Annotated in this window: 17 protein-coding genes, 1 tRNA gene and 1 pseudogene; 15 read left to right on the forward strand and 4 right to left on the reverse strand. The window is 63.1% G+C overall.

Annotated features, from left to right (window positions below):
• The first annotated feature begins 47 nt into the window (after positions 1-47).
• A complete protein-coding gene (locus tag XaFJ1_RS04300; RefSeq protein WP_045756753.1) occupies positions 48-530 on the forward strand; it encodes a copper chaperone PCu(A)C in 483 nt (160 codons plus the stop codon).
• A gap of 66 nt (positions 531-596) precedes the next feature.
• On the opposite strand, the gene XaFJ1_RS04305 is transcribed toward XaFJ1_RS04300, so the two are convergent.
• The gene (locus tag XaFJ1_RS04305; RefSeq protein ID WP_012915442.1) at positions 597-1,019 is read right to left on the reverse strand and encodes an acyl-CoA thioesterase; all 423 of its coding nucleotides are present in this window, start codon (positions 1,017-1,019) and stop codon (positions 597-599) included.
• The gene (gene uvrA / locus XaFJ1_RS04310) at positions 1,016-3,982 is read right to left on the reverse strand and encodes an excinuclease ABC subunit UvrA (protein WP_012915443.1); all 2,967 of its coding nucleotides are present in this window, start codon (positions 3,980-3,982) and stop codon (positions 1,016-1,018) included. The genes XaFJ1_RS04305 and uvrA overlap by 4 nt, the downstream gene beginning before the upstream one ends.
• 269 nt (positions 3,983-4,251) lie before the next feature.
• Here uvrA and rplU point away from each other — a divergent pair, with 269 nt between their 5' ends.
• The 3 genes from rplU to obgE all read left to right on the forward strand — a co-directional run bounded on the left by rplU (position 4,252) and on the right by obgE (position 6,242).
• Positions 4,252-4,569 (forward strand): 50S ribosomal protein L21, encoded by a 318-nt coding sequence (gene rplU, locus XaFJ1_RS04315; RefSeq protein ID WP_012915444.1) that lies wholly within the window; start codon positions 4,252-4,254, stop codon positions 4,567-4,569.
• 12 nt (positions 4,570-4,581) lie between these two features.
• Positions 4,582-4,842: a 50S ribosomal protein L27 gene (rpmA, locus tag XaFJ1_RS04320; RefSeq protein ID WP_012915445.1), complete on the forward strand. Its 261-nt coding sequence runs from the start codon at positions 4,582-4,584 to the stop codon at positions 4,840-4,842.
• 329 nt (positions 4,843-5,171) lie between these two features.
• Positions 5,172-6,242, forward strand: a complete 1,071-nt coding sequence (gene obgE / locus XaFJ1_RS04325; RefSeq protein WP_012915446.1) for a GTPase ObgE — start codon at positions 5,172-5,174, stop codon at positions 6,240-6,242.
• A gap of 133 nt (positions 6,243-6,375) precedes the next feature.
• Here the strand turns inward: obgE and rpsT are convergent, their stop codons facing one another.
• Complete coding sequence (gene rpsT / locus XaFJ1_RS04330; protein ID WP_012915447.1) at positions 6,376-6,648, reverse strand: 30S ribosomal protein S20; 273 nt, start codon at positions 6,646-6,648, stop codon at positions 6,376-6,378.
• Positions 6,649-6,764: 116 nt separating this feature from the next.
• Here rpsT and murJ point away from each other — a divergent pair, with 116 nt between their 5' ends.
• The 6 genes from murJ to XaFJ1_RS04360 all read left to right on the forward strand — a co-directional run bounded on the left by murJ (position 6,765) and on the right by XaFJ1_RS04360 (position 14,163).
• A complete protein-coding gene (murJ, locus tag XaFJ1_RS04335) occupies positions 6,765-8,357 on the forward strand; it encodes a murein biosynthesis integral membrane protein MurJ (protein ID WP_155393731.1) in 1,593 nt (530 codons plus the stop codon).
• A gap of 267 nt (positions 8,358-8,624) precedes the next feature.
• Complete coding sequence (locus XaFJ1_RS04340; protein WP_012915449.1) at positions 8,625-9,614, forward strand: bifunctional riboflavin kinase/FAD synthetase; 990 nt, start codon at positions 8,625-8,627, stop codon at positions 9,612-9,614.
• Positions 9,615-9,620: 6 nt separating this feature from the next.
• On the forward strand, positions 9,621-12,452 hold the full coding sequence (gene ileS / locus XaFJ1_RS04345; RefSeq protein WP_012915450.1) for an isoleucine--tRNA ligase: 2,832 nt from the start codon (positions 9,621-9,623) through the stop codon (positions 12,450-12,452).
• A gap of 88 nt (positions 12,453-12,540) precedes the next feature.
• Positions 12,541-13,044, forward strand: a complete 504-nt coding sequence (gene lspA / locus XaFJ1_RS04350; RefSeq protein ID WP_012915451.1) for a signal peptidase II — start codon at positions 12,541-12,543, stop codon at positions 13,042-13,044.
• 57 nt (positions 13,045-13,101) lie between these two features.
• Complete coding sequence (gene ispH / locus XaFJ1_RS04355) at positions 13,102-14,052, forward strand: 4-hydroxy-3-methylbut-2-enyl diphosphate reductase (RefSeq protein ID WP_012915452.1); 951 nt, start codon at positions 13,102-13,104, stop codon at positions 14,050-14,052.
• 35 nt (positions 14,053-14,087) lie between these two features.
• Positions 14,088-14,163: transfer RNA gene (locus tag XaFJ1_RS04360), tRNA-Thr, on the forward strand.
• 181 nt (positions 14,164-14,344) lie between these two features.
• Here XaFJ1_RS04360 and XaFJ1_RS04365 read toward each other — a convergent pair.
• Positions 14,345-14,593: pseudogene (locus tag XaFJ1_RS04365) on the reverse strand (IS3 family transposase); the annotation flags it as partial.
• Between the two features lie 548 nt (positions 14,594-15,141).
• On the opposite strand from XaFJ1_RS04365, the gene XaFJ1_RS04370 reads away from it, so the two are divergent.
• The 5 genes from XaFJ1_RS04370 to cyoD all read left to right on the forward strand — a co-directional run bounded on the left by XaFJ1_RS04370 (position 15,142) and on the right by cyoD (position 20,091).
• On the forward strand, positions 15,142-15,597 hold the full coding sequence (locus XaFJ1_RS04370; protein WP_080928189.1) for an avidin/streptavidin family protein: 456 nt from the start codon (positions 15,142-15,144) through the stop codon (positions 15,595-15,597).
• 590 nt (positions 15,598-16,187) lie between these two features.
• On the forward strand, positions 16,188-17,129 hold the full coding sequence (gene cyoA / locus XaFJ1_RS04375) for a ubiquinol oxidase subunit II (protein ID WP_012915456.1): 942 nt from the start codon (positions 16,188-16,190) through the stop codon (positions 17,127-17,129).
• Positions 17,129-19,129: a cytochrome o ubiquinol oxidase subunit I gene (cyoB, locus tag XaFJ1_RS04380; RefSeq protein WP_045756754.1), complete on the forward strand. Its 2,001-nt coding sequence runs from the start codon at positions 17,129-17,131 to the stop codon at positions 19,127-19,129. Before cyoA ends, cyoB begins: the two co-directional genes overlap by 1 nt.
• A gap of 3 nt (positions 19,130-19,132) precedes the next feature.
• Positions 19,133-19,753, forward strand: coding sequence for a cytochrome o ubiquinol oxidase subunit III (gene cyoC / locus XaFJ1_RS04385; protein ID WP_012915458.1), 621 nt, complete (start codon positions 19,133-19,135; stop codon positions 19,751-19,753).
• Positions 19,753-20,091 (forward strand): cytochrome o ubiquinol oxidase subunit IV, encoded by a 339-nt coding sequence (cyoD, locus tag XaFJ1_RS04390; RefSeq protein ID WP_012915459.1) that lies wholly within the window; start codon positions 19,753-19,755, stop codon positions 20,089-20,091. Before cyoC ends, cyoD begins: the two co-directional genes overlap by 1 nt.
• Positions 20,092-20,227 lie beyond the last annotated feature (136 nt).

The raw sequence follows: 20,227 nt of genomic DNA on the forward strand, positions 1-20,227 counted from the left end.
AGCGTCCAGGAGCGGCGGCCAAGTGCGGTGGGCGTTATGATAAAGCCATGAAGTACACACCATTGGCATGCGTACGTCGATTGGCCGTCGGGCTGGCGGGGTGGTTTCTCATCGCCTCCGGGCCGTTGGTCGCGGCCTCGGCGGTCAAGCCGGTGGCCTGTGTGCCGCAGTGGCGCGATGGCTGGGTGCGTTTGCCGCCGAGTCCGGCGATGCCGATGGCGGCCGGCTTCGGTCGTCTGCACAACCCCTGCGCGCATACGCTGACGGTGGTGTCCGCGCGCAGTCCGGCTTTTGCCGAGGTCAGCCTGCACGAAACCACGCTGCGTGCGGGCGTCAGCAGGATGCGCGAGGTCGATGCTTTGCCGTTGGCGCCCGGTAACGATGCGCTGCTGCAGCCTGGCGGTCTCCACCTGATGCTGATGCAGCCGACGCAGCCGCTGCGCGAGGGTGTGCGGTTGCCGGTGACTTTTGTTCTGGACGATGGCCGCCAGGTGCAGGCCGAATTGCAGGTGCGTGCGGGCAAGCCGTAGTGTTTGCCGGATGCGATTTGCCGTACGTGCGGATGGTTCCTTGGGTATGTCGCGCGTGCATGCCTTTTAACTGCACGCCACGCGAATCTGCTCCGGTAGCGGCACGCTTTTGCCGGTCTGTGTGTCGACCCACACCGCGACGACGTTGCCGTCCGAGTGCAACACGCTCGCATCCTGTTGGTCGACGATGCGGTGGCCAACGGTGACGCTGCTGTTGCCCAGGCGTTGGACGAACAATTCCACCACGATGTCGTTGGGCCACATGATCGGCAGGCGATAGTTGAGGTTGGTCGCTACCACCACCGGGATGATGCGGTTGCGCAACGAAACGCCTTCCACGCCCAGCATCCAGCGCGCGCGCGCTTCTTCCAGGTAGGAGATGTACTTGGCGTGGTTGACGTGGCCCATGCTGTCCATGTCGCGCCAGCGTACGCTGATCGGCACGCGTGTCAGTGGCGTGTGCGTGGGAGAAACGGAGGTATCGCTCATGGTGCGCTCTTCTTGGTCGTGGGGGTCGGCTTGCGTGCTTGCTTGCTGGGTTTCTCGGGCTTGCTCTTGCGTGGCGGCAGCGCGGCGGGCTTGTTCGCCAGTGCCGCTGGCTTGGTTGGTTTGGTAGCGCTTCCCTCGGGTAACAGCTTGGCCAGGAACCGGCCGGTGTAGGAGTGCGGATGTGCGGCGATCTCCTCTGGCGTGCCGGTGGCCAGGATGGTGCCGCCGCGGTGGCCGCCTTCCGGACCCAGGTCCACCACCCAGTCGGCAGTCTTGATCACGTCCAGATTATGTTCGATCACCACCACGGTATTGCCCTCGTCGCGGAGCTTGTGCAGCACTGCCAGCAGCGCCTCGATGTCGTGGAAGTGCAGGCCGGTGGTGGGTTCGTCGAGGATGTACAAGGTGCGACCGGTGTCGCGGCGCGATAACTCCTTGGACAGCTTCACCCGCTGTGCTTCGCCGCCGGACAGGGTGGTCGCGCTCTGGCCGAGTTTGATGTAGCTCAGGCCGACGTCGATCAAGGTCTCCAGCTTGCGCGCGATTGCCGGCACCGGCTCGAACAGCCTCAGCGCATCTTCGACGGTCATCTCCAGCACGTCGTTTATGTTGTAGCCCTTGTAGAGGATCTCCAGCGTCTCGCGGTTGTAGCGCTTGCCGTGGCACACGTCGCAGGGCACGTAGACGTCGGGCAGGAAGTGCATTTCCACCTTGATCAGGCCGTCGCCCTGGCACGCTTCGCAGCGGCCACCGCGCACGTTGAAGCTGAAACGGCCCGGCGAATAGCCGCGTGCGCGCGCTTCCGGCACCTGCGCGAACAGTTCGCGCAGCGGCGTGAACAGGCCGGTGTAAGTGGCCGGATTGGAGCGCGGGGTGCGTCCGATGGGCGATTGGTCGATGTCCACGACCTTGTCGAACAGATCCAGGTGCTCGATCTCACGGTACGGCGCCACCGTGTGCGAGGCGCCATTGATCGCGTTTGCGGCCAGGGTGAACAAGGTGTCGTTGATGAGTGTCGACTTGCCGGAGCCGGAGACGCCGGTGATGCAGGTCAGCAGTCCCGCCGGAATGTCCAGGTCGACGTTCTTGAGATTGTTGCCGATGGCGCCGCGCAAGTGCAGCGTCATCTTGGGATTGGGCTTGTGCCGCTTGGCTGGGATCTCGATCCGACGCTTGCCCGACAGATACTGTCCGGTGAGCGAGCGCGGCGCTTTCAGCAAGTCCTGCACGCTGCCTTGGCCGACGATTTCGCCGCCGTGCACACCGGCACCGGGGCCGATGTCGAGCACGTAGTCGGCCAGGCGGATCGCATCCTCGTCGTGCTCGACCACGATCACCGTGTTGCCCAGGTCGCGCAGGCGGGTGAGGGTGCCGAGCAGGCGTTCGTTGTCGCGCTGGTGCAGGCCGATCGACGGTTCGTCGAGCACGTACATCACCCCGACCAGGCCGGCGCCGATCTGGCTGGCCAGACGGATGCGCTGCGCTTCGCCACCGGAGAGAGTGTCGGCCTTGCGCTCCAGGGTGAGGTAGTCCAGGCCGACGTCGACCAAAAAGCCGAGCCGTTCGGCGATTTCCTTGACGATCTTGCTGGCGATCTCGCCGCGCCAGCCGGGCAGGTTGAGTTGGCGGAAGAATGCCAGTGCGTCGTCGATCGGCAACACCACCAGATCCGGCAACGGGCGGTCGGCTACGAAGACGTTGCGCGCGGCTCGGTTCAGGCGCGCGCCGTTGCAGTCCGGGCACGGCCGCTCGCTGATGTACTTGGCCAGTTCCTCGCGTACCGCTGGCGATTCGGTCTCGCGGTAGCGGCGTTCCAGATTGGGGATGATGCCTTCGAAGCGGTGCTTGCGTTGGGTGCGGCCACCGGCATCGGTGAAGTAGGTGAAGGTGATCGTCTCCTCGCCGCTACCGTACAGCACCGCGTCGCGGACCTTGTCCGGCAGCGATTGCCATGGGGCGTCGACGTTGAATTTGTAGTGCTTGGCCAGCGAAGCGATCAGTTGGAAATAGTAGGCGTTGCGCCGGTCCCAACCGCGCACCGCGCCGGCCGACAGCGACAGTTCCGGGTGGACCACCACGCGTTCGGGATCGAAGAACTCGGCCACGCCCAGGCCATCGCAGGTCGGGCAGGCGCCCATCGGCGCATTGAACGAGAATAGCCGTGGCTCCAGTTCGGGCAACGCGTAGTCGCAGACCGGACAGCTGAACTTGGAAGAGAACAATTGCGGCGCGGCCGTGGCGTCGTCCAGCGACTGGACCGAGACCATGCCATCGGAGAGCTTCAGCGCGGTTTCGAAGCTCTCGGTCAGGCGTTGTTTGATGTCCTCGCGCGGACGGAAGCGGTCGATCACTGCTTCGATGGTGTGTTTCTGGCGTAGCGCTAGCGCCGGCACCGCATCGATCTCGTACAGTTCGCCGTCCACGCGTACGCGCACGAAGCCTTGCGCGCGGAGTTGTTCGAACACTTGCGCGTGCTCGCCCTTGCGCTCGCGGATCACCGGCGCCAGCAGCATGTAGCGCTGCTCCGGGTCCAGGGTCAGGACCTGGTCGACCATTTGGCTGACCGTCTGCGCCTCCAGCGGATAGTGGTGGTCGGGGCAGCGCGGCTGGCCGACGCGGGCGTACAGCAGGCGCAGGTAGTCGTAGATTTCGGTGATGGTGCCGACCGTGGAGCGCGGGTTGTGCGAGGTCGATTTCTGCTCGATCGCGATTGCCGGCGACAGACCCTCGATGTGGTCGATGTCCGGCTTCTCCATCACGCTGAGGAACTGCCGCGCATAGGCCGACAGCGATTCCACGTAGCGGCGCTGGCCTTCGGCATAGATGGTGTCGAAGGCCAGCGAGGACTTGCCCGAGCCGGACAGGCCGGTGATGACGATCAGCTTGTCGCGCGGCAGGTCGAGGTCGAGGTTCTTGAGGTTGTGCGTCCGCGCGCCGCGGATACGGATGAAATCCATCGCCATGAAAAGATCCGGTGTGTGTCGGCTGCGGCGGTGCCGATAGCCAGGGCTGTAGTAGAGGGGGCGGCAATCGGTCAGCCTACCAGCTTGTCAGGTGGGGGCAATCGCTGTAGATCCCAGCGCCGCGATGTTGGTCGCCGCAGGCGGGCCCAGGCCGCCTCGGTGGCACCCCTGGCTTGACCCTGCGCTGTTCGGCGGCTTATAATCCCGCTCCTGTCTGCCCGCAGAGGCACGGCAGGGGCGACCACAATAACTACAGAGGAAGTCTGGTCATGTACGCAGTACTGGTAACTGGCGGTAAGCAATACCGCGTCGCGCAGGGCGAAACGCTGCGCGTGGAAAAACTCGAAGTCGAAGCCGGCAACGAGATCACGTTCGACAACATCCTGATGCTGGGCGGCAGCGATGGCGTGACCTTGGGCGATGCGCTGAAGGGCGCCACCGTCACTGCCAAGGTCGTGGCTCATGGCCGCGCCGACAAGGTGCGCATCATCAAGTTCCGCCGCCGCAAGCATCATATGAAGCGTCAGGGGCATCGGCAGCATTACACCGAAATCGAGATCACCGGCATTGCCGGTGGCAAGAAGTAAGGAGCAGCAGGCATGGCACACAAAAAAGGCGTAGGTTCCTCGCGCAACGGTCGCGACTCCAACCCGAAATACCTGGGCGTGAAAATGTTCGGCGGCCAGGCCATCGAGGCGGGCAACATCATCGTGCGTCAGCGCGGCACCCAGTTCCACCCGGGCGCCGGCGTCGGCCTGGGGCGCGACCATACGCTGTTCGCGCTGGTCGACGGCAAGGTCGAGTTCGCGGTCAAAGGCGCAAAGAAGCGTCGTACCGTGAGCGTGGTCGCGCAGGCGTAAGCTGCGGTTTCCAAGGCCCGCGCCATGCGCGGGTTGGTTGACGAAAGCCCCGCTTCGGCGGGGTTTTTCGTTGCAGCGCAGGGCAAGGGTGTTCGGTCAGCTCATGCGGTGTTTGTGCGTGGTGTCGCCGCAGTTTTGGCTGCGCGCGTTGCTTGAATCCGCCACAGTGCAAGCCGTTGCCCCGATGATGTACGCGACGATGTCGCAGAGCGAATCGCGTCGGTGCGCTGCATGCTTTGCGGTTGCGTTTGCATCGGATCGCTTGACCGCGACGAGGCTGTTGACCGCGCCCCGCGCTACACTTTTCCACTTTCACAGGTTGTCCCTCCATGAAACTCGTCGACGAAGCGGAAATCCAGGTCACTGCCGGTAATGGCGGCAATGGCTGCATCGGTTTTCGCCGCGAGAAGTTCATTCCGCTCGGCGGACCGGACGGTGGCGACGGCGGCAACGGCGGCAGTATCTGGCTGGTCGCCGATGAGAATCTCAATACCCTGGTCGATTTCCGTCATCAGCGCGCGTTCCGGGCGCAGCGTGGCGAGAATGGCATGGGACGACAGATGTACGGCAAGGCCGGCGAGGATCTGACCATCACCGTGCCGGTCGGGACAGTGGTGATCAACGTCGAGACCGACGAGGTCATCGGCGATCTGATCGCGCACGGCGACCGCTTGCTGGTCGCACAGGGCGGCAAGGGCGGCCTGGGCAATATGCACTTCAAAAGTTCGGTGACGCGCGCCCCGCGCAAGGCCACGCCTGGCGAGCAGGGCGAGCAGCGCACGCTCAAGCTGGAGCTCAAGTTGTTGGCCGATGTCGGTTTGCTCGGTTTCCCCAATGCCGGCAAGAGCACGTTCATCCGCGCCGTGTCGGCGGCCACGCCGAAGGTGGCCGACTATCCGTTCACCACGCTGTATCCGAATCTGGGTGTGGTCAGCGTCGAGGCCTATCGCAGCTTCGTGATCGCCGATATTCCCGGGCTGATCGAAGGTGCTGCCGATGGTGCCGGTCTGGGTGCGCAGTTCCTGCGCCATCTGCAGCGCACCCGTTTGCTGTTGCATCTGGTAGACCTGGCGCCTGCGTTCGGCGTGCATGACGAAGGCGGTGTGGATGGGGTGTCGCCGGCCGAGCAGGTGCGGGCGATCGAGCGCGAACTGCAAAAGCACGATCCGGCGCTGCTCTCCAAGCCGCGTTGGTTGGTGCTGAACAAAGCCGATCTGATGTTCGAGGACGAGGCGCGCGCGCTGGCCGAGCAGGTGATCGCCGAACTTGGCTGGACCCAGCCGTGGTATCTGGTCTCGGCGCTGGGGCGCGAGGGCACCTGGCCGATCATGAAGGATGTGATGGCGTTCTTTGATCGACAGCGCGAAGACGCGCTGGAGGCGGCGGCGAATGCGCCCTGAGCGCGGCGACCGTATCGCCGCGCAACCGCGCTGGAAGCCGGGTGTCGCGCAGACGAAAAACCCGGCGGAAGCCGGGCTTTTTCTTTTTCGTCGTGCTGGAAGTGCGGGCGCTTCCAGCATCGGTCGCGCGCGCTTAGGCGGCGGTCTTGATCGCCTTGATGCGGGCGCTCAGGCGGCTCTTGTGACGGGCGGCCTTGTTCTTGTGAATCAGGCCACGCGAGCTGAACCGGTCGAGGATAGGCTGGGCGATGGCGAAAGCGGCTTCGGCGCCAGTGGCGTCGTTGGCGTCCAGGGCCTTGATGACCTTCTTGACGGCGGTGCGCAGCATCGAACGCTGAGCCGTGTTGCGCGCGTTGCGCACGACGGTCTGCTTGGCGCGCTTCTTGGCGGACTTGATATTGGCCACGGTGGCGGTTTCCTGGAAAGCAGTGTGGTGGATAAAAACAAGCGGGAGAGTATGAAGCGTTCGAATTTTTGCGTCAAGTCAATTGTCAAGAGGACTTCGGCATGAGTGCGCCGCGTATGTTCCGCGGGCTGCTCTCGTTCAGCAGCATGACTATGGTCTCGCGGGTGCTGGGTCTGGTTCGCGATCAGGCCATCAATTATGCCTTCGGTGCCAACGCCACCACCGACGCGTTCTGGGTGGCGTTTCGTATCCCGAACTTCCTGCGTCGCTTGTTTGCCGAGGGGTCGTTTGCCACTGCCTTCGTGCCGGTATTCACCGAGGTGAAAGAGACCCGACCGCATGCCGACCTGCGCATGTTGATGGCGCGGGTGTCCGGCACCCTAGGCGGGATTTTGCTGTTGGTGACTGCGTTGGGGTTGCTGTTCACTCCGCAGGTGGCGTTGTTGTTCAATCCTGGCGCCAGCGACGATCCGGTCAAGTTCGGCCTGATTGTGGCGTTGTTGCGGCTGACGTTCCCGTTTTTGTTGTTCGTTTCGCTGACCGCGTTGTCTGGCGGTGCGTTGAACAGCTTCCATCGCTTCGGCCTGCCGGCGCTCACGCCGGTGATCCTCAATCTGTGCATGATCGTTGGTGCGCTCTGGCTGGCGCCCATGTTGCAGGTTCCGATTTTGGCGATGGGCTGGGCGGTGCTGGCCGCCGGTGCGCTGCAGTTGCTGTTCCAATTGCCGGCGCTGCGCGGCATCGATCTGTTGATCCTGCCTCGCTGGGGTTGGCGTCATCCGGACGTGCGTCGGGTGCTGACCCTGATGGTGCCGACCCTGTTCGGTTCCTCAATCGCGCAGATCAACTTGCTGCTGGATACGGTCATCGCGTCGTTTCTGTATGCCGGCTCGCAGAGTTGGTTGTCGCAGGCCGACCGCTTCTTGGAGTTGCCGTTGGGCGTGTTCGGGGTGGCCCTGGGCACGGTGATCCTGCCGGCGTTATCGCGGCACCACGTCAAGACCGATCATGCGGGCTTTTCCAATGCGCTGGACTGGGGGCTGCGCACCACGCTGCTGATCGCGGTGCCGGCGATGCTGGGGCTGATGTTGCTGAGCCAGCCATTGGTGGCGACTTTGTTCCAGTACGGCAAGTTCACCGCCTTCGACACGCGTATGGCGGCGATGTCGGTGTTTGGGCTGAGCTTCGGCCTGCCGGCGTTCGCGTTGCTCAAAGTGCTGTTGCCAGCGTTCTATTCGCGCCAGGATACGCGCACTCCAGTGCGCGCCGGCGTCGCCGCCCTGGTCGCGAACATGGCGTTGAACCTGTTGTTCCTGGCGATTCTGTACCAACTTTGGGTGCCCACCGAACTACGCGCACAGGGTGTGCGCGCGGCGCTGGCCGCACAGCCTGGGCTGCATCTGGCGCTGGGTTTGGCTAGCGCGGTGGCCAGCTATCTCAATCTGTCGCTGTTGTGGCGTTGGTTGCGTCGCGACCAGGTGTATCGCCCGCGACCGGGCTGGGGTGGTTATCTGCTGCGGCTGGGTCTGGCCTGTGCGGCGATGGCGGCGGTGCTGGTGCTGGGGCTGTATTTGTTGCCAGCGTTCACCAGCATGGACAAGTGGCACCGCATCGGCGGCTTGCTGCTGCTGGTCGGCGGCGGCGGCGGCGTGTATCTGCTGGCGTTGTTGGCGTTGGGGTTCCGGCCGCGGGATCTGCGCGAGGGGTGAGTGTGTGGGCCTTGCGTGTGTGCCTCGCCTTCTTGCGCGTGTCGAACAGGCCGGTGGGCGCCAAGGCATTGCGACGGCTGGAGGTTGCATAGTGCTCCGCCTTTTTTCAATGCCGCATGATCCGTCCATGCTCCATGGTCGTGCTGGGAGCCTCGAACGCGATTTCGCTTTGGTCGGCTTCCCCGCGTGCAGTGTCCCACCCGTTATACTCAACGGTTACGCATCATTTATTGGCCAGCGCACCTGCGCTGGCGCTTCGGATCGAGGATGAGCAGGCTGTTTAGAGACGTCGAGGGCGGGACCCTGTTCCCGCAGGGAAGCGTGGTCTGCATCGGCGCCTTCGATGGCCTGCATCTGGGTCATCGCGCGCTGGTGCGGCAGGCGTCGGCGCGTGCCTGCGCACTGGGAGTGCCGACGGTGGCGCTGAGCTTCGAGCCGTTGCCGCGCGAGTTTTTCGCCCCGGATGCGCCGCCGCCACGGCTGACCTTGGCACGTTCCAAGGTGCAAGGCTTGCAGCAACTCGGCATCGAGAGTGTCGGCCTGCTGCGCTTCGATCGGCGCATGGCATCGATGACGGCGGAGGCGTTCGTGCAGCGCGTGCTGGTTGAGCGTCTGCGTGCCCGCGAGGTGTGGATCGGCCCGGCATTCCGCTTCGGCCACAAGCGCGCTGGCGACATTGCCCTGCTGCGCGCGCTGGGTGTGCAATTCGGCTTCACCGCCGACGAGATCGCGCCGGTGCATCTGCACGAGGAGCGCATCTCCAGCACCCGCATCCGGGAGTTGCTGGTGGCCGGGGAGTTCGCGCATGCCGCCGACCTGCTCGGACGGCCGTATGCGATCGGGGGGCGTGTGGTGCGCGGCAAACAGCTCGGGCGCACGCTTGGCTATCCCACCGCCAACCTGCGGTTTGCTCGCGCCCCGGCGTTGTCCGGTATCTATGCCACCTGGGTGCACGGAGCGGCGGCACAGCCGTGGCCGTCGGTCTCCAGTTTCGGCACCCGTCCGACCGTGCAGGGCGTGGAGCCGCTGCTGGAGGCGCATTTGTTCGATTTCCAGGGTGACCTGTACGGTCGCCATCTCGAGGTGGAGTTCGTCGCCAAGTTGCGCGACGAGGAAACCTTTGCCGATCTGCCTGCGCTGACCGCACAGATGCATCGCGATGCCGCGCAAGCGCGGCACGTGCTGGCCGCGGCGGGCCTGCCATCCATGTCCGCTGCCGCGTGCACGGATTCCCCCATGAAGACCACCGACCGGTAAACCCCCGTGACCCAGGATTACAAAGCCACCCTCCACCTGCCGGCGACCGATTTCCCGATGCGCGGCGATCTGCCCAAGCGCGAACCGGACACGTTGGCCCGCTGGGAGAGCGAGGGGCTGTACACGCAACTGCGCGACCACGCGCAGGGCCGGCCGTTGTTCGTGTTGCACGATGGCCCGCCCTACGCCAACGGGGCGATCCACCTCGGGCATGCGGTCAACAAGATCCTCAAGGACATCATCGTCAAGTCCAAGTACCTGTCCGGCTTCGACGCGCCGTACATCCCCGGCTGGGATTGCCACGGCCTGCCGATCGAGATCGCCATCGAGAAGAGCTTCGGCAAGGTCGGGGTCAAGCTGGATGCGGTGCAGTTCCGGCAGAAATGCCGCGAGTACGCCAACGCGCAGATCGACCTGCAGCGCCGCGACTTCAAGCGCCTGGGCGTGATCGGCGATTGGGACAACCCTTACCGCACGCTGGATTTCCATTTCGAGGCCAACGAAATTCGTGCGCTGGCGAAGATCGTCGACAACGGTCATTTGACCCGTGGCGTGAAGCCGGTGCATTGGTGTTTCGACTGCGGTTCGGCGCTGGCCGAAGCCGAGATCGAATACGCCGACAAGCAGTCGCCGACGGTCGAGGTGGCTTATCCGGCGCGCGATGGCGCGGCGCTGGCCGCCGCGTTCGGCGTGGCGTTGCCGGAGGGTGTGGAGGTCGCCGTGCCGATCTGGACCACCACGCCGTGGACGCTGCCGGCCTCGCTGGCTGTGGCGCTGGGACCGGCGCTGGTGTATGCGTTGGTCGAAGGTCCGGCCGACGATGGCCGCCGACGCTGGTTGGTGCTGGCCGACGCGCTGGCCGAGCGTGCGTTGCCGCGTTACGGGGTCGCCGAAGTGGTGGTGCATGGTCGCGTCGCCGGCGCGGCGCTCGAACACCAGTTGCTGGCGCATCCGTTCTACGACACCCGCGACATTCCGCTGATCCTTGGCGAACACGTGTCCGATACCGATGGTACCGGTGCGGTGCATACCGCGCCCGGCCACGGCCAGGAAGACTATGTCGCGGCCAAGCCATACGGGCTGCTGGAGCGCTACAGCGCCGCGCAGATCAACCCGATCGATGCGCGCGGCGTGTATCTGCCGTCCACGCCAGCCGCCGATGGCGTGGAACTGGCCGGGGTGCACATCTGGAAGGCCAACGACCTCATCGCCGACGTGCTTGCCGCGCGCCGGCAACTGCTGGCGCGCGCGAGCATGGTCCACAGTTATCCGCACTGCTGGCGGCATAAGACGCCGATTGCGTTCCGTGCCACGCCGCAGTGGTTCATCTCGATGGAGCAGGCCAACCTGCGCGCCGATGCGTTGAAAGCGATCGAGGACGTGCATTGGTACCCGGCCTGGGGCCAGGCGCGCATCGCCGGCATGGTCGCCGGGCGCCCGGACTGGACCATTTCGCGTCAGCGCACCTGGGGCGTGCCGATCGCGTTGTTCGTGCATCGCGAAACCGGCGAGCCGCATCCGCGCAGCGCCGAACTGATGCGCCAGGTCGCCGACCGGGTCGAGGAGGGCGGGGTGGATGTGTGGTACACCCTCGACGCCACCGACATGCTCGGCGAGGATGCGGCCGATTACGAGAAGATCACCGACATCCTCGATGTCTGGTTCGATTCCGGCATCACCCACGAGGCGGTGTTGACCGAGCGCGGCCTGCCCAAGCCGGCCGACCTGTACCTGGAAGGTTCGGACCAGCACCGTGGCTGGTTCCAATCCTCGCTGCTGACCGGCGTGGCGCTGGATCAGATGGCGCCGTACCGGCAGTGCCTGACCCACGGCTTCACCGTGGACGAGCATGGCCGCAAGATGTCCAAGTCGCTGAGCAACGGCATCGAGCCGCAGGACATCATGAAAACCCTGGGCGCGGACATCCTGCGCCTGTGGATCGCGTCGGCCGACTACAGCAACGAGATGTCGTTGTCGCAGGAGATCCTCAAGCGCAATGCCGATGCCTACCGCCGCTTGCGCAACACCGCGCGCTTCCTGCTCGGCAACCTGCACGGCTTCAACCCGGCCGAACACTTGCGGCCGCTGCCGGAGCTGGTCGCCCTGGATCGCTGGATCGTGCATCGCGCCTACCTGTTGCAGGAGCAGATCAAGGCCGCTTACGCGCGCTACGACTTCGCCGCGATCGTGCAGGCGCTGCTGAATTTTTGCAGCGTGGACCTGGGCTCGTTGTACCTGGACGTGACCAAGGATCGCTTGTACACGATGGCCGAGGATGCGCATGGTCGGCGTTCGGCGCAGACCGCGATGTTCCATGTGGCCGAGGCGTTCGTGCGTTGGATCGCGCCGATCCTCAGCTTCACCGCCGACGAGTTGTGGGGGTATCTGCCAGGGGCGCATCTGGGCAACGTGCTGTTCGCGACCTGGTACGAGGGCCTGGCGCCGTTGCCGGAAGACGCGGCGCTGAGCGCGGTCGATGTCGAGCGGTTGCTGGCGCTGCGCGAGCAGGTGGCCAAGCTGTTGGAGCCGATGCGCAGCAACGGCGTGATCGGCGCCGCGCTGGAGGCGGAGATCACCGTCGCCGCCGACGCGGCGACCGTGGCCTGGTTACAGCCGCTGCAGGAAGAGCTGCGTTTCCTGTTCATCAGTGGCGACGTGGTGGTGTGCGAGGCCAGTACCGAGGAGATCTTCGTTAGTGCCCAGGCCACCAGCAAGCCCAAGTGCGTGCGTTGCTGGCACCACCGTGCCGACGTTGGGCTGGACCCGGCGCATCCGGAGCTGTGCGGCCGCTGCGTCAGCAACATCGCCGGGCCGGGCGAAGTGCGGCGGTGGTTCTGAGCAGTCCTGGCGCGGGCAGGCGGCGTTCCCGCATCCGCGGCCAGCATCCTTGTTTTTTTCTTCATTTCGCCCAAGGCAGAACGAACACATGACCGCACGCCCCACCCCCTCCGCGCTGATCTGGCTGTTGCTGTCGGCGTTGGTGATCGGTCTGGACCAGTGGAGCAAGGCCTGGGTGCTGTCCAGCCTGCCCGAGTTCACTCCAGTGACGGTGATCCCCGGTGTTTGGAACTGGTACCGCACCTACAACACCGGCGCGGCCTTCAGTTTTTTGAGCCAGGCCGGGGGCTGGCAGTTGTGGTTCTTTACCTTGCTGGCGCTGGGCATCAGCGGCCTGCTGGCCTGGTGGCTGGCACGCACTCCGCGCAGCGAGTGGCGCAGTGCCGTGCCCTACGCGCTGGTGATCGGCGGCGCGATCGGCAACGTGATCGACCGGCTGCTACACGGGCATGTGGTCGATTTCATCCAGTGGTACGTGGGTCAGCATTATTGGCCTTCGTTCAACCTTGCCGATTCGGCCATCGTCGCCGGTGCCATCGGGATCGCATTGTTCGGGTTGTGGGACGGCAAAGCGAAGCGAAAAACGGGATAATTCGACTTGCTCTCCCCTATCGAAGCGCCTGTCATCAACAGCCGGCGGATCTGATCTATGCATGTTCTGCTTGCCAACCCTCGCGGCTTCTGCGCCGGCGTTGATCGCGCGATCGAGATCGTCAAACGTGCCATCGAGACGTTGGGCGCGCCGATTTACGTGCGCCACGAGGTGGTGCACAACCGCTTCGTCGTCGACGACCTCAAACAGCGCGGTGCGATCTTCGTCGAGGAACTGGACGAAGTGCCCGATGGCAATACGGTGATCTTCAGCGCCCACGGCGTGTCCCAGGCGGTGCGGCAGGAGGCCGAGCGGCGCGGTCTGAAAGTGTTCGATGCGACCTGTCCGCTGGTGACCAAGGTGCATTTCGAGGTGGCCCGGCATTGCCGCGCCGGTCGCGATGTGGTGCTGATCGGCCATGCGGGTCATCCGGAAGTGGAGGGCACGATGGGGCAGTGGGACCGCGAGCGCGGCAGCGGACGCATTTATCTGGTCGAAGATATGGAACAGGTCGCCACGCTGGAGGTGCAACAGCCGCAGAACCTCGCTTACACCACCCAGACCACGCTGTCGGTGGACGATACCTACGGCATCATCGAAGCGCTGCGCGCGCGCTACCCGGTGATGCAGGGGCCGAAGAACGACGATATCTGCTATGCCACGCAGAACCGCCAGGATGCCGTGCGCGATCTGGCGCGCCAGTGCGATCTGGTGTTGGTGGTCGGCTCGCCGAACAGCTCCAATTCCAACCGGCTCAGCGAACTGGCGCGCCGCGACGGCGTGGAGTCGTACCTGATTGACGGCGCCAGTGAGATCGACCCGGCCTGGGTCGCCGGCAAGCGTCGCATTGGCCTGACCGCTGGCGCCTCGGCGCCGCAGGTGCTGGTGGATGGCGTGATCGCACGCCTGCGCGAACTCGGCGCCGAGGGCGTGTCCGAACTGGCCGGCGAACCGGAGTCGATGGTGTTCGCTCTGCCCAAGGAGTTGCGGCTGCGCCTGATCGATTGACCCGATGCGGGCGGCCCACTAAAATTCGCGATTCCGCCGGAATAGCTCAGTTGGTAGAGCGGCGCATTCGTAATGCGTAGGTCGTAGGTTCGATTCCTATTTCCGGCACCAGAGCCTGGATCCAGTAGCTGCCTCAATCGCTACGATTCGATACGAAACGCCCGGGCCGTATGGGTTTCGGGCGTTTCCATTTTTGGTGTGTGGCACGATTTGCACGGCATCGATCTCCCCCCACTCCGCAAAAATTCCCCATATAGATGCCCGCATGGCGAGCATCCAGAAATCAGGGATGCCTGATCCGTTCGCGTTTGAGCAGGCCGAAGAAACTCTGCATCGGTGCATTGTCGTGGCAGTTGCCGCGACGACGCGTGCTGCGCACTAGGCCATGGGCCGCCAGGAAACATGGCCCGTCATCGCGAGTCTGGGCCGAGGCTTGATCCGGATGAACCAATCCAGCGGGTTTGGGATCGCGCCGCCAAAGCGCGGATAGCAGGGTCTGCAAGATCAGGTCGGTGTCGGCGGGATCACGCATCGTCCAACCGTTCGGCGCCTCCACCGTCTTGAACCTGCGATTGGTCACTTGGCGGACCCCATCTATCTTGAACTCATCTGCATCACACCTGCTGCTCATGGACAGGTTCTAACTCGCCATTTTTCATGGCCCTGAGATGTTTGGGAAACACTGAGCGATTCATCTTGGGCCGCGTTGAATGCGCAATCAGAAAATATTTCTGAGAAGATTAAGATGAAGTTCAATTCGAAGGCTGCTTTTGCAAATCCCGCCACGATGTTGTTTCAAATGGGATGTCTATCCATCTCGTGCGGTAGACGGTTTACTCTGTAGGCATTGACACATATGGCGATCAGGTAAATTATCGTGGATAGATCAAGCTGATCTGCCCGTAATCTGTTTAGCCAAGGTTTTCACTATCTTTAAGTGATTCAGTCATTGCCACTTTGTCTTTCATTGGCTTTGTTGGTGGCAGTGAGTGGTGGCATAAGAATGGGTGGTTTCCTAGCTCGTTTCCCTATTCGGTTAGTCAGGCCTACCCAATAGCTTTTCTGGTTTCGATTACTTAGGAGAACATGATAATGTCAACGCACATACATCGCTATGCGGCTTGTCTTGCACTTTTGGCGGGCTGCGCCTCGCTGGCCCACGCCGAGCCCACATGCACCAATCCGTTGGGGAGATGGAAAAACGAGTTGGGTTCCACGCTCATTGTCTCGGAGTTTGATGCTTCTTCCGGGAAGATATCAGGTAACTATATCTCGCCTTCCGGAACTACCGGTTCTGAGTATCCGATGGTCGGGTGGATTAACAATGCTTCACCCACTAAGTCAAACAACCGGACTGTATTCACTTTTTCCGTGCGATGGGGTACCTATGGCAGCGTCACCGCCTGGACCGGCACCTGTGTCGATGGAACAAAATACAAACCCGCGTTGATTACGACGCTTTGGCATCTGGCGCGAGGTAGCTCCGATTATTCCTGGGATCATGTGCTGACCAATACCGACGGTTTTGCTGCCTTGCCCTACTGACCGGCTAACCAGCGCCGCGCAATCGATTCCAGGCGCGAAGATTTTTCCATATTTTATTTAAAACATGTGGAACTCCATGGCCAGAGGAAAATATCCATTTGAATCGGATATCTCCTTTGGCCATTTTTTATCTGTTCGGCCTGCCGAAAGTGATCCGGACCGATAACGGTTACGATGCATGCTTCAACGCGTACGGTTTCCCGGCCCTGCCGCATGCGCGCACCGAGAGAGTGCTGGCGACGCATCTATCACGAGGGGCAATCTCATCTTGCCTAGCAGCGCATCCAGCCCGGAGCGGCTTGGATTGCATTCATCTCATGGCGTGGTGAGACGCTGATGTCCGGAACGCTCCATCGACCCACTGCGACCCCATGTCGCAGCTCGGTGCGGCAATGTGTCGCACATCAAACCAGGGCGTTGCGCCTGCTTGGGCGGCGCCATGGCTTCCGGAATTGTGGCACGGCAGCATAAAATACCCAGGTGATCGCGCAGGCCGGTCCGGATGCGGCGGTAGATGCGGACGGACCTTGCACGGCACGCCGCCCTTCGTTCGGGTGGTTCGCATTCCTTTACGCAAGTTGGATCGTTCGATGATTCCGTTGAAACAACTCCGGCGTTCGCTGCGCTCCGGTCTGCTACTACCGGCCGTGCTGCTGTTGGCCGGCTGCGACTCGGCCATCCTCAACCCCAGGGGGCAGATCGGCCAAGACGAGAAGACGTTGCTGATCACCTCCGTCGTGTTGATGCTGCTGGTGGTGATCCCGGTCATCGTGATGACCCTGGCCTTCGCCTGGCGCTATCGCGCCTCCAACACCAAGGCCCGCTACGAGCCGAACTGGTCGCATTCCACCGCGATCGAAGTGGTGGTGTGGTCCATTCCGTGCATGATCATCCTGGTGCTGGCCGTGCTCACCTGGCGCTCCTCGCATGCGCTGGATCCGTACAAGCCGCTGGAGTCGCAGGTCAAGCCGATCACCATCGAGGCGGTGGCGCTGGACTGGAAGTGGATGTTCATCTACCCGGAGCAGGGCATCGCCACGGTCAACGAGATCGCCTTGCCGGTGGATACGCCGGTGAATTTCAAGATCACCTCGGACACGGTGATGAACTCGTTCTTCATCCCGCATCTGGGCACGCAGATCTATGCGATGGCCGGCATGGAGACCAAGTTGCACCTGATCGCCAATGAGCCGGGCGAGATGTTCGGTCTGTCGGCCAACTACAGCGGTCACGGCTTCTCCAAGATGGGCTTCACGGTGCACGCCACCGACCGCGCCGGCTTCGATGCCTGGGTGGCCAAGGTCAAGGCGTCGCAGAAGACGCTGGACCATGCCCAATTCCAGGCGCTGGCCGCCGACCGCAACGACGAGGCGGCCTATCCGGTGACGTACTACGCCTCGGTGCAGAACGGCCTGTTCAAGTCGTTGATCGACAAATACATGATGGGCAAGGGCCACGACATGGACGGCCACCACGCCCATCCGGCATCGGCGGTCGAGCCGGTCGCCATGTGCACTTCTGGAGACAAGTGATGTTAGGCAAACTTACGCTCGAGGCGGTTCCGTACCACGAGCCGATCATCATGGCCGCCCTCGGGGGCGCGAGCCTGTTCGGCCTGCTGGCCGTGGCGGCGGTCACCAAGTACAAAAAGTGGGGCTATCTGTGGCACGAGTGGCTGACCTCGGTCGACCACAAGCGCATCGGTGTCATGTACATCCTGGTGGCGCTGGTCATGCTGCTGCGCGGTTTCGCCGACGCGGCGATGATGCGTACCCAGCAGGCCATGGCGCACGATGGCAATCCGGGCATCTTCCCGCCGCATCACTACGATCAGATCTTCACCGCGCATGGCGTGATCATGATTTTCTTCATGGCCATGCCGTTCATGACCGGCTTGTTGAATCTGGTCGTGCCGCTGCAAATCGGCGCGCGCGATGTCGCCTTCCCGTTCCTGAACTCGCTGAGCTTCTGGCTGTTCGTGTCCGGTGCGGCGCTGGTCAACATCTCGCTGGGCGTGGGTGAGTTCGCGCAGACAGGCTGGCTGGCGTATCCGCCGTTGTCGGAGTTGCAATACAGTTCGGGCGTCGGGGTGGATTACTACATCTGGGCGTTGCAGATTTCCGGCCTCGGCACATTGCTCACCGGCGTCAATTTCTTCGTGACGATCATGCGCATGCGCGCGCCGGGCATGACCCTGATGCGGATGCCGATCTTCACCTGGACCGCGCTGATCACCAACATCCTGATCATCGCCGCGTTCCCGATCCTGACCGTGGCGCTGGCGCTGCTGGGTGCCGACCGCTACCTGGGCACGCACTTCTTCACCAACGACGGTGGCGGCAACGCCATGATGTACGTCAACCTGATCTGGATCTGGGGCCACCCGGAGGTGTATATCCTGATCCTGCCGGCGTTCGGCATTTTCTCCGAGTTGATCGCCACGTTCAGCCGCAAACGCCTGTTCGGCTATGCCTCGATGGTGTACGCCACCTCGTGCATCGGCGTGTTGTCGTTCATCGTGTGGTTGCACCACTTCTTCACCATGGGCTCGGGTGCCAACGTCAATGCCTTCTTCGGCATCACGACGATGATCATCTCGATCCCGACCGGGGTGAAGATCTTCAACTGGCTGTTCACCATGTTCCGCGGTCGCGTGCACATGACCGCGCCGGTGCTGTGGACGATCGGCTTCATGATCACCTTCACCATCGGTGGCATGACCGGCGTGATGCTGGCGATCCCGGCGGTGGATTTCGTGTTGCATAACAGCCTGTTCCTGATCGCGCACTTCCACAACGTGATCATCGGCGGCGTGGTGTTCGGTTACCTGGCGGGTCTGACCTACTGGTTCCCGAAGGCATTCGGCTTCAAGCTCAACGAAACGCTGGGCAAGGCGTCGTTCTGGTGCTGGATCGTCGGCTTCTTCATCGCCTTCATGCCGCTGTACGTGCTGGGCTTCATGGGCATGACCCGGCGCATGAACAGCTACAACCATCCGGAATGGGCACCGTGGCTGATGGTGGCCGCGGTGGGGGCGGCGATCATCGGTGCCGGTATTTTCCTCAACCTGCTGCAGATCGTTTACAGCATCTGGAAGCGCAAGGACAACCTGGACCTGACCGGCGATCCGTGGCATGCCCGCACCCTGGAGTGGGCGACGTCCTCGCCGCCGCCGTTCTACAACTTCGCCGTGCTGCCGCACATCGACGACCGCGACCAGTTCTGGGAAGACAAGGCGAAGGGCAAGGGCTGGACGCGTCCGGCCAAGTACGAGCCGATCCACATGCCACGCAATACGGCGGCTGGCTTCTGGATCGGCGCCTTCGGTGTGGCCCTGGGCTTCGGTTTGACTTGGCACATCTGGTGGATGGCGCTCGTCGGTCTGGTCGGCATGGTCGGCAGTTTCATCGCCCGCACCTTCGATGACGATATCGACTACTGGGTCCCCGCAGAGGAAGTGGAGCGCATCGAGAACGCGCGTTTCGCCCTGCTGGAACAGCAACAGGCGGCGCATGCCGCAAAGGCGCTTTGAACCATGGCTTCCACGACGCTCGATCACCACGCCGACCACGCGGACGGCCACGACCACGCACATCACGACACGGGCGGCAGCACCGTCTTCGGGTTCTGGGTCTACCTGATGAGCGATTGCCTCATCTTCGCCGGCCTGTTCGCCACCTACGCCGTGCTGGCGGGCGCGACGGTGGATGGCCCGACCGCCAAGGAACTGTTCGACCTGAAGTTCGTACTGGTGGAAACCTTCCTGCTGCTGTTCAGCAGCCTGGGCTTCGGCTTGGCGATGATCGCCGCGCACAGGCGCAGCATGGGCGGCCTGTATGCCTGGCTCGCGGTCACCGCGGCGCTGGGCCTGGGCTTTCTGGGCATGGAGCTTTACGAGTTCCACCACCTCATCCACGAGGGTGCCGGTCCTGGCCGTAGCGCGTTTCTCTCGGCCTTCTTCACTCTGGTCGGCACCCATGGCCTGCACGTGGCCTCGGGCCTGCTGTGGATGACGGTGCTGGTGATCCAGATCGCCAGGAACGGCCTGACTCCGCGCAACAGCACCCGTTTGGCGTGCCTGAGCCTGTTCTGGCACTTCCTCGACGTGATCTGGATCGGCGTGTTCACCATCGTTTACCTGCTGGGAGCGCTGTAATGGCCCACCATCCTTCTTCCGAGGCGCATGCCGACCCGTCGCATGGCAGTAGCCTGAAGTCTTATCTGATCGGCTTCGTCCTTGCCGTGATTCTCACCGTGATCCCGTTCGGCATGGTGATGAGCGGTGCATTCCCCAAGGGGGCGACTGTCATCGCCATCGCGGTGATGGCCGCGGTGCAAATGCTGGTGCATCTGGTCTACTTCCTGCACATGGACCGCTCGCCTGAACAGCGCTCCAACGTGCATGTGGGCCTGTTCTCCTTGTTGATCATCGGTATCGTGGTGGTCGGCTCGCTGTGGGTCTTGCACAACCTCAACGTCAACATGATGCATTGAACCCGCGGAGTCCCACCTGGATGCTGCGACAGGCCGCCTGCAGGCGGCCTGTCGCATTTTGCGCTCAGCGTCGTGTTTGCTGCGTGGGTGAAACGCGGCTGCATGCGCTGTTGTATGCCGTTTGCCTGCGACGTTA

Source organism: Xanthomonas albilineans, from assembly GCF_009931595.1.
GTDB lineage: Bacteria > Pseudomonadota > Gammaproteobacteria > Xanthomonadales > Xanthomonadaceae > Xanthomonas_A > Xanthomonas_A albilineans.